This window comes from Tetzosporium hominis, assembly GCF_002265435.1.
Lineage (GTDB): Bacteria > Bacillota > Bacilli > Bacillales_A > Planococcaceae > Chryseomicrobium > Chryseomicrobium hominis.
This window is the reverse complement of sequence record NZ_NOKQ01000220.1, coordinates 39,752-53,632: the sequence shown is the minus strand read 5'-3', so window position 1 is coordinate 53,632 and position 13,881 is coordinate 39,752. Positions and strand designations below refer to the sequence as shown.

The following is a 13,881-nucleotide window of genomic DNA, read 5'->3' as shown; positions in this document are numbered from 1 at the left end:
GCTCTCCACTAAGTACACTTAGTTGATGAAACAACCCCTGGGGTCAAAATTTTATTACAACACTTTCTCTAGGAAATCACGGGCACGCGAAGATTTCGGTGCGGAGAAGAATTCACTTGGCGCGCCTTCTTCTACAAGCTGACCGTGGTCAAGGAAAATGATGCGATCTGCTACTTCACGAGCAAAGCCCATCTCGTGGGTTACAATGACCATCGTCATCCCTGTATGCGCCAAATCTTTCATAACCATCAGTACTTCTTTTACCATCTCTGGGTCTAATGCAGACGTCGGTTCGTCAAAGAGCATCACTTCCGGTTCCATGGCAAGTGCACGTGCAATCGCCACACGTTGCTTTTGACCACCCGATAATTTAGACGGGTATTCTTTCTCTTTTTCGCTGAGGCCGACCTGTGCCAGAAGTGCGCGGCCTTTTTCTTCAGCAGCTGCTTTTGACATCTTTTTCACTTGAATCGGTGCATAGGTCAAGTTCTCGAGAACCGTCATGTGAGGGAACAAGTGAAAATGCTGGAACACCATTCCGATCTTCGCACGGACAGCTGACAAGTTCTTGGTCTTCGCAAGAGACTCCCCTTTGTAGGTGATTTCCCCTTCAGTAGGTGTCTCGAGTAGATTGATGCAGCGCAGTAGTGTCGACTTTCCCGACCCTGAAGGCCCGATGACCGCAACTACCTCTCCCGGCTGGATGGTCGTAGAAATATTCGTCAATACTTGGTTGGTTCCAAACGTCTTGGAAACGGATTGAATATTAATCACCTTGTCTCAACCTCTTTTCTATCTTTCTACCAATTACAGTGAGTCCCATAACGAGTAGGTAATAAATCAGACCCACGAATAAGAGCGGCTCAAAGTTTCGGTAGATATCTGACCCTACTACTTGTGCTCGACGCATCAAGTCCATATAACTGATGGTCGATACGATGGCCGATTCTTTTGTAAGAGTAATAAATTCATTCATAAGTGCAGGTAAGATATTTTTCATCGCTTGCGGCAAGATCAAATCTTTCATCGCTGGCTTATAAGGGATACCTAGAGCCATCGCGGCTTCCATCTGCCCTTTGTCTACTGCTTGAATTCCTGCTCGTATGATTTCCGAGATATAGGCGGCCGAGTTCAGTCCAAATGCTAGAACCCCTGCTAGGAACGTCGGAATATCATAGCCTGTAAGCTGCGGAACGGCAAAGTAGATGATCATCAATTGGAGAATCAACGGAGTTCCACGGAAAACCGATGTATAAGCATCTGCCAAAAAGCGCAGAACCTTGTTGTTCATGATTTTTACGATAGCAATAAGTGTTCCTAAAACAAATCCTAAAATAAGTGCAACGAAAACGAGTTGCAGCGTGACCCATATCCCTTTTAGCATAAAAGGAATATAAGGCACGATTTGGCTAAAGTCCAAATTCATGCCTTACCACTCCTTTCTATTCTTCTGACAACCACTTGTCTTTTAATTCTTGGATTTTCCCGCTCTCTTCAAGTGCTGCAAGTGCTTTGTTGACTTCCTCAACTAGCTCGCTACCTTTCGGGAACGCTGCTGCCATACCTGGAGAAGCAGAAGTTGGATCGTCGAATCCAGCTAAGTCTTGCTCTGCTTGATAGCCAAGGCCAACTGCTTTATCGATGTAGATCGCATCTACACGATTTGAAAGAAGCTCTTGCACCATGATTGAAGAACTGTCGATCGGCTTGATTTCAAAGCCGTATTCTTCTTGAATCTTGCGTGCCCCTTGCTCTTGGATTGTTCCAAGCTGCACGCCAAGTGTTTTGCCATCTAGGTCTTCAATGCTTGAGATTCCTGCATCTTTCAAAGATAAGAACATTTCGCCTGAACGGTGGTATTCCGTTGAGAAGTCCACGTTCTCTTTACGCTCGTCTGTTGCTGACATTCCTGACATGACGAAGTCGATACGGTCAGATTGTAGTGCACCGATCAATCCATCAAACTTCATATCACGGACTTCGATTTCATAACCTAACTCTTCCCCAATTGCTTTTGCAAGGTCGATATCAAATCCAACGATTTCTCCTGAAGAATCTACAGATTCAAATGGTGGGAAGTCTGCTGATGTTCCCATCACTAATTTCTTTGAGTCTTCTCCACCTTCTGAAGACGAGCCGCCTTCTTCGCTTGATCCACATGCTGCTAACACTAATAGTACGAGTAATGCCAGTAATGCTAATAACCCTTTTTTCATGTCAATTCTCTCCTTCATCTTATGGACTATATAAGTTTTAAGTAAATGAATAATAACACGGTATTATGCATTTGTATACAGTCACACTAAAGTTTTATTATTCAGACTATTTAACCATTTTAAAACCCCTAAAGTCAAGTTCACTTTAGGGGAAATCTCATTACTTCATTTGTTGGAATTCTTCTTTCACTTGCTGCATCAATTCTTGATCTGCAAGCAAATCAAATCCTGTCAGGGCCATTGCTAGAGCGCCACGGCTCAAGACTTGGTGCGAGTTGTCTGTAATCGTGAGGTCGGCAAGTTCTTTTGTATGGAACACAAGACCAGGTGAATCTAAACCAATGTACGGGTGGATAGAAGGACAGACTTGACTGACATTCCCCATATCAAGTGAGCCATAAGATTTTTTAGCAGGATGTACTTTTTCAACACCAGTCGCAAGCAAATTGTCTGTGAAGCGCTTCGAAAGCGTCTGATTGGTCTGCATATCATCGTAGCTTAATTCATAATTATGCATACTTAGTGTTGCACCAGTCATCTGCGCGGCACCATGCGCAATCGCTTTGACCTTCTCGACGACTTCGTTCAAATACGTTCGGTCTGCTGCACGTACATAGAACTGGGCAGAAGCAAAGTCCGGCACTACGTTTGCTGCCTTTCCACCTTCTGTGATGATACCGTGAATGCGGACGTCAGAGCGAACATGTTGTCGAAGAGCATTGATTCCGTTGAACAGTTGCAACACTCCATCTAGAGCATTGATTCCTTTCTCAGGCGAAGCAGCTGCGTGACTAGGGCGTCCTGTGTAATCAAATTGGATTGCGTCCATTGCCAAGGAGTCCCCACTTTCATACGACTCGTCAGCTGGGTGTAACATTAGAGCAGCATCGATTCCTTCGAAGATGCCTTGTTCGGCCATTGGCACTTTCGCACCGTTCGTTTCTTCAGCCGGCGTTCCGAGAACCACAACTTTTCCACCTGTATCTCCAACAACTTTTGATAACAGGATCCCTGCTCCAATCCCCATCGTCCCGATCATATTGTGACCGCATCCGTGTCCGACTCCCGGTAAGGCATCATACTCTGCTAAAAATGCAATTGTTGGTCCTGGCAAGCCGCTATCATAAGTAGCTCGGAAAGCCGTTGCTCGGTCAACAATTCCTTTCTCTACCTGAAAATCGTGACGAGCCAAGTACTCCGTCAGAAGTGCCATCGATTCAAATTCTTGATCTCCGAGTTCCGGATTGTGATAAAGATGATCACTCATCGACCATAACTCTTGTTGAATTTCTTCTAGATGTCGTTGCAACTGTTCCTTCATTAAAAACGCCCTCTCTTTGATTGGTTCTTGCCGCCTACTATAACGGAATTCGAAATAAATCGCAATGGCTATTTCGAGTGCAGTCAAGGTAAATGAGGATTGCGAAAATCAGAAAAACCTGAAGCCCCTTAATTCACAGGGGTCTCAGGCTCTTTATTTTGTAGGACGGCTAATAGGTTGCGAACGGTCAGGTCAGCCATCTCCATGCGAGTTGCCACGGTCGAACTGCCGATGTGTGGAGCTACTTCTACGTTCGGCAAAGTCAGTAGAGGATGGTCAGTAGGAACCGGTTCTTGCTCAAACACATCGAGTCCAGCCGCTCCTAATCTTCCATTTTTTAGAGCTTCATAAAGAGCTTGCTCATCCACTAAACCGCCTCGCGCTGTATTCACCAAAATCGCATCTGATTTCATTAAAGCTAGCTCTTCTGCTCCAATTAAATACTTTAATTCTGGTGCAAATGGAAGCATAATGACTAAGAAATCTGCCTGTTTTAATACATCTTCCAGTTCATGATAGGTGGCTCCGATTGCTTGTTCCGCTTCAGGTTTCTTCGAGCGATTCCAGTAAATCACATTCATATCGAACCCTTTCGCACGACGTGCTACCGCTTGTCCGATACGGCCAAATCCTAAAATACCGATTGTGGCACCACTCAGTTCCTTTCCAGCAAGCTGCAGCAAGGACCAAGACTGCCATTTCCCTTCTCGGACTTCTGCACTCGCAGCGCTAAGTTTCCGAGCAGCCGCAAGAAGTAGGGCAAATGTCAGATCGGCAGTTGCGTTGGTCAAGACGTCCGGTGTGTTCGTCACACGGATTCCTCGTTTTATCGCTTCTCCTACATCGATATTGTTAAAGCCTACTGCGAGTTGGCTGATGACTTTTAAGTTTGGTGCCGCCGCTAGCACTTCGGCATCTAGCGGATCAGAAAGCACGCTGATTATCCCGTCTGCATCTTTTACTGCTTCAAGCAATTCTGCTTTCGTCATCGGCTGTTCTGCGGAATGCCATTCACTATAGGTTACTTGTTGCTTAAGTTTGTCGACCACTTCTTCAGGTAGTTTTCGTGTTGCGAATACGTTCATCTTTCTCCATCCTTTCTCGTCAGTCTATATATTTAGCATACCAAACTTCTTGAACTAGAGATAACGAAACCCTATTTCGTTAGAGGTTAGTTGGCACAATTCGGCTTCTTCGTGGCACGATTCCTCCCTAGACCTCTCCAAAACAGAAAAAACCGGCACTCCAAAGAGTGCCGGCCATCTGATTATTTCTTAACGATGTTTTTTCCGTAGAAGATTTCATCCATCTCCATCTTCAGCTGAGCTTCGATCTTTTGCTGCTCTTCAGCAGTCAGATCTTCTTTTTTCGTCCCGAACAAGTAGTTGTTCAAGTCGAAATCTTTTAGCTTCGCTTTTGTATGGAAGATGTTTTCTTGGAAGATGTTGACGTCAATCATGTTGAACTGTTCTTGCACGTCATCTGGAATATAATTCTGGATCGAGTTGATGTCGTGATCGATGAACAGTTTGTGTCCCGTCTTGTCACGAGTGAACCCGCGAACACGGTAGTCGATCGTCATGATGTCTGTATCGAACGAGTGAATCAAATAGTTCAGCGCTTTTAATGGAGAGATTTCTCCACATGTTGACACATCGATGTCTGCGCGGAACGTACTAATTCCTTCGTTCGGATGGTATTCCGGATACGTATGAACTGTCACGTGGGATTTGTCCAAGTGCATGACAACAGTTTCCGGTATTGGACCTGGTGATTCTTCGAACTGCTCTTTTGGAGCGGATTCTACAGGGCCTTCTGATACAAGCATGGTCACACTGGCACCTTGTGGAATGTAATCTTGCTTCGCTACATTTAAGACGTGGGCACCGATTATTTCCGTTACCTTAGTCAAAATAGCCGTTAGGCGGTCTGCATTGTATTGTTCATCGATATACTGAATGTAGCGTTCACGTTCTTCCTTTGTGCCCGTATAACAGATATCGTACATATTAAAACTTAGTGATTTTGTTAAGTTGTTGAATTCATGCAGCTCAATGCGCTGCTCGGGAGTTAACGACACGTTTCCTCATCCCTTCGCGTAAAAAATAAACTTCGGTTTCAACTATACCTTTACCCCTTATATTTGACAAGCAAACGAAGAATGGACAGGCCTTTTCTCACAAAAAAAAAGAGAGGAACACGTCCTCTCTCCTAAACGATTCATCTTACGCGTATTGAGCTACAAGTTTTTGTGCAACTTCACGAACACGTTCCATACCAGCTGCCACAATCGCTTCTGCTTGTTGTGGGTTGGCATTGTGACCTTCGATGATCACGTTTTCGATGATTTCCATGCCGAACACGCCACCGAATACATTCTGCATGTAGTTATAAGACATCTCCATTGGTGCCATTTCAGGTGCAGAGTACAAGCCTCCACGCGCATTTAGAAGAATCACTTTCTTCTCTGGCATCAACTGAACGAGATTTCCTTCAGCATCGTATTTGAAAGTGAAACCAGCTGAGTATACGTAGTCAATGAATGTTTGAAGCGCTGCTGGAATTGTTAGGTTCCAAAGTGGGAAAGCGAATACGAGCACGTCTGCTTCAGATACAGCGTCCATAGCATTTTGTTTCGCTGCCAAGATGCGTTTTTCTACGTCTGTCAGTTCTTCTTCGTTCTGCATTTTACCAAATGCGTTGAACAGATCTTGTCCGAAGTACGGCATATCTTCTTTAAATACATCATAGACGCGAACGTTCAAGTCGTTGCTGTCTTTTACTGTCTCCATAAATGTGTCGTACATTTTAGTTGAAATCCCATCCGGGCGATTGTTTGCTTTTACTACTAATACGTTTGTCATGTTGCGTTCCTCCTAGGTTACAAAAAGTAATCACAAAGGCTATCCTACCACGCTATTAATTCGAATTCAAGACATGTGCTCACCCCGAAAGGCTATCTGCTATACTGAAAAAAACGGTACAAGGAGAGGACTTATGAACACTGCATTTATCGCGGGGCATGCACGGTTACCTGCTGGAATGGCCGCTCAAAATCTGTATGAGACGCTCACAATCACAGCCGAGATCGACCGCAAGTACCACGTCATTTTAACAGCATCTTGTACACTCGCCACCCAACATGGGCAGGATTTCGTCCATCATTTACTCCGTGGACATAGCTTGCGAGACGGGATTGATCAGCCCCTTACAGCGATTCAAACGCATTATCTCGGTAAAGCGGGAAATGCGCTGCAATCCGCTCTTCGTGACCTTTATAAGCAATACGAACTGCAACTCGACAAATTATCTGACTAATATGTAAATTCGATTTACATTTCACTTAAAATTCGATACAGTAGAAGTAAGAAGCGCCAAGACACCTGCCGTGTCCATCCACGCCTCTACCCGCAATCTACTTTACTTATAAAAACTGCCGAATCTGACGACCATTCTTCACCGAATGCTTTCTCAGACATACCGCCAGTCCAAAACGACCTTTTATATAAGGCTGTTTGGATTGGCTTTTTTCATGGCAAGAAAGGAGCGCGTATGACAGGTGCCTTGGCAGGATTTCGAATTTTAGACCTCAGCCGTGTGCTTGCCGGCCCTTACTGTTCGATGATTTTCGGAGATTTAGGCGCAGAAGTTATTAAAGTTGAAGCACCTGGAGGTTCGGATGAGACACGTCACTGGGGACCCCCTTTCCAAGAAGGAGTGAGCGCCTATTATTTAAGCGCGAATCGCAACAAGGAAAGTATTACCCTCGATTTGCGTACTTTAGAAGGGCAAGAGCAGTTCAGAGAACTCGTCAAGACGAGCGATGTCGTGTTGCATAACTTCAAGACCGGAACGATGGAAAAGTTCGGACTCGGCTATGAATCACTTGCCGAACTAAACCCAAAGCTCGTATTCTGCAGCATCACAGGTTTCGGCGAGACAGGACCTCTTAAAGATCTCCCTGGTTACGACTTCATCTTACAAGGGATGAGCGGGCTGATGCAGATCACTGGGACTCCCGAGTCGGGTCCCCAAAAGATGGGCGTCGCCATCGTCGATATTCTGACCGGTCTTTACGCCTGCATCGGCATTCAAGCAGCACTTCTTGAACGAAACATGTCTGGTAAAGGTCAAAAAATCGATCTGTCGCTTTACGACTGTGCCGTCAGCAGCCTGGTCAATATCGGAAGCAACTACCTGATGACAGGCAAAGAACCGCTACGAAGAGGGAACACGCATGCCCAGATTGCGCCGTACCAGACATTCAATGCCAAGGATGGACTGCTGATTGTAGCAGTTGGAACGAATACGCAGTTCCAAGCACTCTGCGACCTTGTTGGCTGGAAGCCTCCCGAGTGCTTTTCTACAAATGCCGGACGTGTCGAAAATAGAGAGACGTTAACATCTATACTTCAACTTTATTTGCAGGAACAGACCGTCTCAACGTGGGTCGAACAGATGCGAGCAGTCGGTATACCCTGTGGCCCAGTCCAGACGTTTGAGCAGCTGACAAACGATCCACAACTCGTCCACCGCAACATGTGGGTGACTCAAAGCCACCCGGTCGCCGGATCTATTCGTCTTATCGGTAGTCCCTTACACTTGTCGAGGACCCCAGTGACATACCGTCTAGCACCACCAGAACCGGGACAACACCAAACCAAATGGATTAAAAGGAGAGAACATTCATGAACTTTCATTTCTCAGAAGAACAAAAGATGCTTCGCAAGACCGTACGGGACTTTGTCGACAAAGAGATTATTCCACATATCCGCGACTGGGACCGCCAAGGGAAATTTGACCAAAATATCTACAAACGTCTCGCTGAGCTTGGCTTGATGGGCGTCTGTATTCCAGAGAAATACGGCGGCAGCGGCATGGATTACAATTCTTTAGCGATCATCTGTGAGGAACTGGAGCGCGGAGACACAGCATTTCGTACGGCGGTTTCTGTGCACACAGGTCTAAACAGCATGACTTTGTTGCAATGGGGTTCTGAAGAACAGAAAGAGAAATACCTGGTTCCTCAAGCAAAAGGCGAGAAGATCGGCGCATTCGGACTCACAGAGCCGGCTGCTGGTTCTGACGTAGCTGCTCTCCAGACAACTGCCAAATTAGATGGCGACCATTACATCCTGAACGGTCAAAAAGCATGGATTTCCCTTTGTGACATCGCCGACCATTTCCTAATCTTCGCTTATACTGGGAATAAGGAAGACAAGCACAAGGCGATTTCTGCGTTCATAGTCGAGCGTACGTGGGAAGGCTTCTCCTCCCAAGCCGTGAAAGGTAAACTGGGAATTCGTGCGGGGAATACTGGAGAACTGTTCTTCGAAGACGTAAAAGTACCGAAAGAGAACTTGTTAGGGAAAGAAGGCGAAGGATTTAAGATTGCCATGGCTGCTCTCGATAACGGCCGTTTCACAGTAGCTGCAGGTGCCGTTGGACTGATCCAAGCATGTCTTGAAGCAAGCGTCGACTACTGTCATACGCGCGAAACGTTCGGAAAACCGATTGGGCGTCACCAACTTGTTCAGCAAATGCTTGCGAATATGGAAGCCGGCTATCAGATAAGTCGTTTACTAGTATACCGTGCAGGCCAGTTGAAAAACGAAGGCAAGCGCAACACGCGCGAGACCTCTCTAGCGAAGTGGCAAGCCTGTGATTTCGCTAATAAAGCAGCGGATGACGCGGTTCAAATCTTTGGAGCGAATGGCTATTCCGACGAGTATCCAGTCGAGCGTTTCCTGCGGAACTCAAAAGCTCCTGTTATCTACGAAGGTACACGCGAGATCCACACACTGATGCAAGCAGATTATGTGCTTGGCTACCGTGAAGACAAAACATTATCCCAAATGCTTCCTGCTTGGGAAAGCGAATGACCAAAAACCCGCCTTCCCATAGGGAAGGCGGGCCATTTAATCTTGTCTCGTATATTTACGGATTGCCGGCAGAATCTCCGACCCGATCAGTTCGATATTACGTTCGAGTGCTTCGAACGGCACGCCACCAAAGTCCATCTGGGCAATGTAGCGTTGATGGCCAAACAATTCGTGTTGATACAGGATCTTCTCGATGATTTGTTGCGGGCTGCCGACATTCAGCACATCACGGGGATCTCGCGCACTTTGTTCAAATGCAAACTTTGGATAGCCACGTCCGTTGCTCTTCATCATTCCTTTATCCACATACGTATGGTACGTGTCGATAGCTTCTTGAGAAGTCTCAGCAGCAAAGAACATACCTGCTGTAGCAATTGGCAGTTCCCTAGGATCATGCCCTGCCTGACGAGCCGACTCTCGGTACGCCTCCACTGAGTACTGGAAGTTTTCTGCTTGCCCACCTAACATAGCAAGCATCATCGGGACCCCAGCAGCTCCTGCTTTGATAGCACTAGCAGGTGGGCCTCCTACGGCTCTCCAAATCGGGAGTTTCCCTTCAACTGGACGCGGCAACACCTCAGCATCTCGCAGTGGCGCTCTAAATCGCCCTTCCCACGTTACCTTTTCCTGCTCATTGATCTGCAGCAACAAATCAAACTTCTCTTCATATAACTCTTCGTAATAACGAATGTCGTACCCAAGCAGTTCAAACAAGCCGATTCTAGAAGCACGACCTGCTACAATCTCCGCTCGTCCCCCTGAGATTAAATCGATAGTCGCAAAGTTCTCATAGACACGAACTGGGTCCGAGGTACTGACAATAGTAGAGGAACTGCCGATCTTGATACGCTCTGTTGCCTGCGCAATCGCTGCGAGTACGACGGCATGGGCCTGTGTCGCAAAATACTCTTGATGACTTTCCCCCACACTGAAGAAATCAAGGCCCGCCTGCTCAGCAAGCTGTGCCAGTCGAATGATTTCATCAATCCGTTGCTTCGCTGAAATGCGGTCTCCTGTATGAGGATTCGGCATGTGGTCGCCTAATGTGTACAGTCCGAATTCTAGACCGTTTGCTTTATTAATCCGATAGTTTTCCATGAAGTTGTCTCCTTCTCTTCCTTTTCTGCTTTCAGTATACGGAGTTTGCCAGTCAGCAGAAAGAAGAAACCCTTCGAATTCGAGATTTTCAGTCTTTTGGCCGAACTAGACGGAGCCTAACATATATAATCCTAAGAGAATAAAGAAAATCACACCGAGGGGAATCACAATCCATCGACCCCATTTGCGCTTTTTCTTTTCCTCCACTTCAAATTCTTTAAGTGACATCGATGTACGGAGTCCCCCAGCATTGACTCGGCTCCATTCGTCGTAGAGTGCCGGCTCGTCTTTCAACCATCCACCTTTCACTTCATAGGGAATTCGATCCGATGGCTGCTTAAAATAGTCGTCTCGGTCCTCCGGCGAAATCGCTTTATTCCCGAGCCAGTACATCCTGTAAGGTGTATATGTCAGAGGAAGCCCCTGTTCTTGTACAAACCGCAGCCACTCGTCTACTTTTGGATTCGTCAGTGAATCAAATAAGATTTCCATCCGTTCTTTTTCCGTACGGAAGATCAGCATCGGGCCAAGTTCTTCAATGATAACTCCATGGCGTCTTATAGATTCTGGCCCCATAGCGTTTACCATCCTACGTATGTAATAGGGAGCAATGGTGACTTCCACAATATCCTTTAATGCGAATTCTTGTGTTACACCATAATCCCACTCAGGTCGACGCGTCACTCCTCGGACGACTTGGTCATTCATTTCATAAAAAGAGAGATGCTTCTCTTTCCATTCAAACTGCCGCCATATTTTCCACCCAGTCCATAAAACGAAAATTCCTAATGGAACGAGCCAACTAAGACCCAGCGCCCATCCCGTAGTAACTTCCTTCCATAACCAAAGTGAAAAGACAATCATTGAAGAACCGAGTACCAAAAAGAAAAGAAGTGAAAAATACAAGGCCCCTCTCCAAAACCAATCTGTTTTAGGTTCTTTATATGTAACCAACCTATCACTCCCTTTAACGAGTTTCACTTCTCTCCTTGTTCCCTTATCTGCTACACTAAAACGGAAAAGGAGGCTTACCCATGAAACTTTTTCAGTACCTGGCTATGTTCGTTGCCGGCACTTTGTTTTTATATGTATACGCTCAGATTATGCCCCGTGAAGGTCCCGTCTGGTCTGTTCTCTATTTTGTCATCGGAATTCCTGCACTCATTTTTCTAGTTTATGGCATCCAACAGTTCTTCAAACGCTTGCCCGGTGCATAAAACCTTATTCGTCATCACAAAAATAAAAACTGCTTCCTCGCAGGTCATCCTGCGCAGGAAACAGTTAGTTTTGTCTCGGCATTTGGTGTGTAGCCCAGTAAATAGTCAGTGGATTTCTCCACATGTGTCTTTAGTTGGTTTAGAACGCCTGCCCACACCAGCTCGTGCCAGTCGTAAGCGTAGTCCCAAGAGTTATCTTCTTGGAACCCTCTATGGAACAGTTTGACACAAGTAGACCCATTTGGATTCTGTTTAAAGCGAACTGTGACAAGGGTCTGAGGCGTTGGCGTATTCATCAACTCTGTGAATTGGTTCGGGCCTTTCCAAGTAAACGTCAACTCTTGCTCAGGAATCATGTGCACGATATGACAGCCCGACGTATTCTTGTTTGGCAAATTACTTGGCATGAAGAACAATTCATATTTGCCACCTATCACTGGTTCCACGTTTGCGACAGGTGCAAACCATTTTATGACTTCTTTGGCATCTGTCCACAACGTCCACACTTCTGCTAGTGGCGCAGATATACTTAGTTGATGATGTACAATACGTGTCATGACTCTCCCTCCTCACAATTGGTTATTTCCTAGTATATACCAATATATCAATCTTCCACAACAGGAAAAATGAGGGAGTTTGTCTAAATTTAACTACGGACCCTATGATAGATCGATTCAAAGTCTTTTTTGCTCATGATGACAGGAACGGGATACAAAGGATTCGCCTCTTTATAAGCCTTTTTCGCCATCTCTTTTATATCTTTTTCTTCGATTCCTTCAATCTTCGTAGGGATGTTCATTTCTTTGTTCATTTCTTCAATCTTCCTAATAAATGCCTCTGCATTTTCTAGAGCCGGTTTTCCAGTCTCTGAAACCCCTGCATACTCAGCAAGTTTTGCAAGTCGAGGAGTGACCGCCTCACCGTAAAAACGAAGCAGGACTGGGAGTAACACTGCATTCGCCAGGCCGTGAGGTACATTGTAGTAACCTCCCAGTGTGTGCGCTACGGCATGCACATTTCCTACATAAGCACGTGTAAAAGCAAGCCCTGCTAAGTACGACGCTTTTTGCATCGCACGGCGCGCTTCAATGTTCGTTCCGTCTTGATATGCGACCGGCAACCACTTAAAGATCAGTTCGACCGCTTCTTTACTGTATGCTTCCGTTTCTGGTGTATTGCTATGGCCGATAAAGGCTTCGACGGCATGAGTCAAAGCATCCATTCCTGTAGTTGCCGTCAACGCAGCGGGTAATCCGACTGTCAGCTCTGGATCTAACACAGCCACATCTGGAATTAGCACCGTATCATTGACCGCATACTTTTCTTTCGATTCCGGATTCGAAATGACTGCAGCCACCGTTCCTTCACTTCCTGTTCCAGCAGTAGTCGGAATCGCCATCAAAAATGGCGTCGCTTTCCGAACTTTCAACTGCCCTTTCATATCCGGGATCAACTTGTTCGGCTGAGCTACTCTAGCCGCCACCCCTTTCGCACAGTCAATAACCGAACCTCCACCAAACGCTACAATCGCTTGGCAGTTCTGCTCCTTATATAGAGCGTAGGCTTGTTCAATATTGGTAATGGTCGGGTTAGGGACCGTTTGATCATAAGGTACCGCTTCAATATGTACTTCCGCTGCGCGTTCCACGAACGGCTGGTACAAGCCAAGGTCTGTCATCGCTTGGTCTGTCACGAGTAAGAAGCGCGTCACTTGGCGGTGCTTCAACTCATTCACGCTCTCAATGACACTGCCTTCTCCTGCTACAAGAAGTGGCGTACGCCAAGGCAAGAATTTGGAAATGCCACGATAAGCAGCCTGATACGTACGTGCATAAAGTGAATTCATTTAGAAAACCTCTCTTCATCTGATGTCTCTAGTTTACTAGTTCGAGCCCCAGCCAACAAACTCCTGCTTTTGACTTCCCAGACAAAATAGCGTATGATGAATCTTGCGATGAGCTGCTCTGCGTAAGTCGGACAGACATTCCTTCGGGAACACGTTGTGGAGCGTGGTCTGGATCGCCGCAGATGAGAGACTAGCATGAGGCTAGTCCGCCCCTTTCCTTTTGGAAAGGGGTTTTTTATTTAGAAAAGTGGAACCGGCTTGCCCAGAAACTCCTCCGGAATCAGACGTGCCCGGTGAGGCG

The 13,881-nt window shown here is 46.2% G+C and carries 15 protein-coding genes; 4 read left to right on the top strand and 11 right to left on the bottom strand.

The genetic code is table 11. The annotated features are described in order from the left end of the window. Nucleotides 1-54: 54 nt before the first annotated feature. From CF394_RS09905 to CF394_RS09875, 7 genes are all read right to left on the bottom strand, one after another. Nucleotides 55-774 carry an amino acid ABC transporter ATP-binding protein gene (locus tag CF394_RS09905; protein WP_094943360.1) on the bottom strand — a complete coding sequence of 240 codons (720 nt, stop codon included), beginning with the start codon at nt 772-774 and terminating at the stop codon, nt 55-57. Next, entirely contained in the window at nt 767-1,426 is a 660-nt protein-coding gene (locus CF394_RS09900; protein WP_094943358.1) for an amino acid ABC transporter permease, read from the bottom strand. Before CF394_RS09900 ends, CF394_RS09905 begins: the two co-directional genes overlap by 8 nt. A 16-nt stretch (nt 1,427-1,442) precedes the next feature. Beyond that, nucleotides 1,443-2,216, bottom strand: a complete 774-nt coding sequence (locus tag CF394_RS09895; protein WP_094943357.1) for a basic amino acid ABC transporter substrate-binding protein — start codon at nt 2,214-2,216, stop codon at nt 1,443-1,445. Nucleotides 2,217-2,376: 160 nt separating this feature from the next. Next, on the bottom strand, nt 2,377-3,537 hold the full coding sequence (locus tag CF394_RS09890; protein WP_094943355.1) for a M20 family metallopeptidase: 1,161 nt from the start codon (nt 3,535-3,537) through the stop codon (nt 2,377-2,379). Nucleotides 3,538-3,665: 128 nt separating this feature from the next. After that, nucleotides 3,666-4,622 carry a 2-hydroxyacid dehydrogenase gene (locus CF394_RS09885; RefSeq protein ID WP_094943354.1) on the bottom strand — a complete coding sequence of 319 codons (957 nt, stop codon included), beginning with the start codon at nt 4,620-4,622 and terminating at the stop codon, nt 3,666-3,668. 182 nt (nt 4,623-4,804) lie between these two features. Continuing rightward, nucleotides 4,805-5,617 (bottom strand): adenosylmethionine decarboxylase, encoded by an 813-nt coding sequence (gene speD, locus CF394_RS09880; RefSeq protein ID WP_094943352.1) that lies wholly within the window; start codon nt 5,615-5,617, stop codon nt 4,805-4,807. Between the two features lie 145 nt (nt 5,618-5,762). Then, nucleotides 5,763-6,401, bottom strand: a complete 639-nt coding sequence (locus CF394_RS09875) for an FMN-dependent NADH-azoreductase (protein ID WP_094943351.1) — start codon at nt 6,399-6,401, stop codon at nt 5,763-5,765. Nucleotides 6,402-6,534: 133 nt separating this feature from the next. Between CF394_RS09875 and CF394_RS09870 the strand changes: the two genes are divergently transcribed. From CF394_RS09870 to CF394_RS09860, 3 genes are all read left to right on the top strand, one after another. Beyond that, complete coding sequence (locus tag CF394_RS09870; protein ID WP_094943349.1) at nt 6,535-6,855, top strand: DUF3870 domain-containing protein; 321 nt, start codon at nt 6,535-6,537, stop codon at nt 6,853-6,855. A gap of 234 nt (nt 6,856-7,089) precedes the next feature. Beyond that, on the top strand, nt 7,090-8,229 hold the full coding sequence (locus tag CF394_RS09865) for a CaiB/BaiF CoA transferase family protein (RefSeq protein ID WP_094943348.1): 1,140 nt from the start codon (nt 7,090-7,092) through the stop codon (nt 8,227-8,229). Then, entirely contained in the window at nt 8,226-9,419 is a 1,194-nt protein-coding gene (locus CF394_RS09860) for an acyl-CoA dehydrogenase family protein (RefSeq protein WP_094943346.1), read from the top strand. The genes CF394_RS09865 and CF394_RS09860 overlap by 4 nt, the downstream gene beginning before the upstream one ends. A 36-nt stretch (nt 9,420-9,455) precedes the next feature. Here the strand turns inward: CF394_RS09860 and CF394_RS09855 are convergent, their stop codons facing one another. Continuing rightward, nucleotides 9,456-10,517 carry an LLM class flavin-dependent oxidoreductase gene (locus CF394_RS09855; RefSeq protein ID WP_094943344.1) on the bottom strand — a complete coding sequence of 354 codons (1,062 nt, stop codon included), beginning with the start codon at nt 10,515-10,517 and terminating at the stop codon, nt 9,456-9,458. 105 nt (nt 10,518-10,622) lie between these two features. Next, nucleotides 10,623-11,471, bottom strand: coding sequence for a hypothetical protein (locus CF394_RS09850; RefSeq protein WP_133079823.1), 849 nt, complete (start codon nt 11,469-11,471; stop codon nt 10,623-10,625). An 80-nt stretch (nt 11,472-11,551) separates the two neighbouring features. On the opposite strand from CF394_RS09850, the gene CF394_RS09845 reads away from it, so the two are divergent. Next, on the top strand, nt 11,552-11,734 hold the full coding sequence (locus CF394_RS09845; protein ID WP_094943341.1) for a hypothetical protein: 183 nt from the start codon (nt 11,552-11,554) through the stop codon (nt 11,732-11,734). A gap of 44 nt (nt 11,735-11,778) precedes the next feature. On the opposite strand, the gene CF394_RS09840 is transcribed toward CF394_RS09845, so the two are convergent. After that, nucleotides 11,779-12,291, bottom strand: a complete 513-nt coding sequence (locus tag CF394_RS09840) for an SRPBCC family protein (protein ID WP_094943340.1) — start codon at nt 12,289-12,291, stop codon at nt 11,779-11,781. An 89-nt stretch (nt 12,292-12,380) separates the two neighbouring features. Next, nucleotides 12,381-13,580, bottom strand: a complete 1,200-nt coding sequence (locus CF394_RS09835) for an iron-containing alcohol dehydrogenase (RefSeq protein WP_094943338.1) — start codon at nt 13,578-13,580, stop codon at nt 12,381-12,383. Nucleotides 13,581-13,881 lie beyond the last annotated feature (301 nt).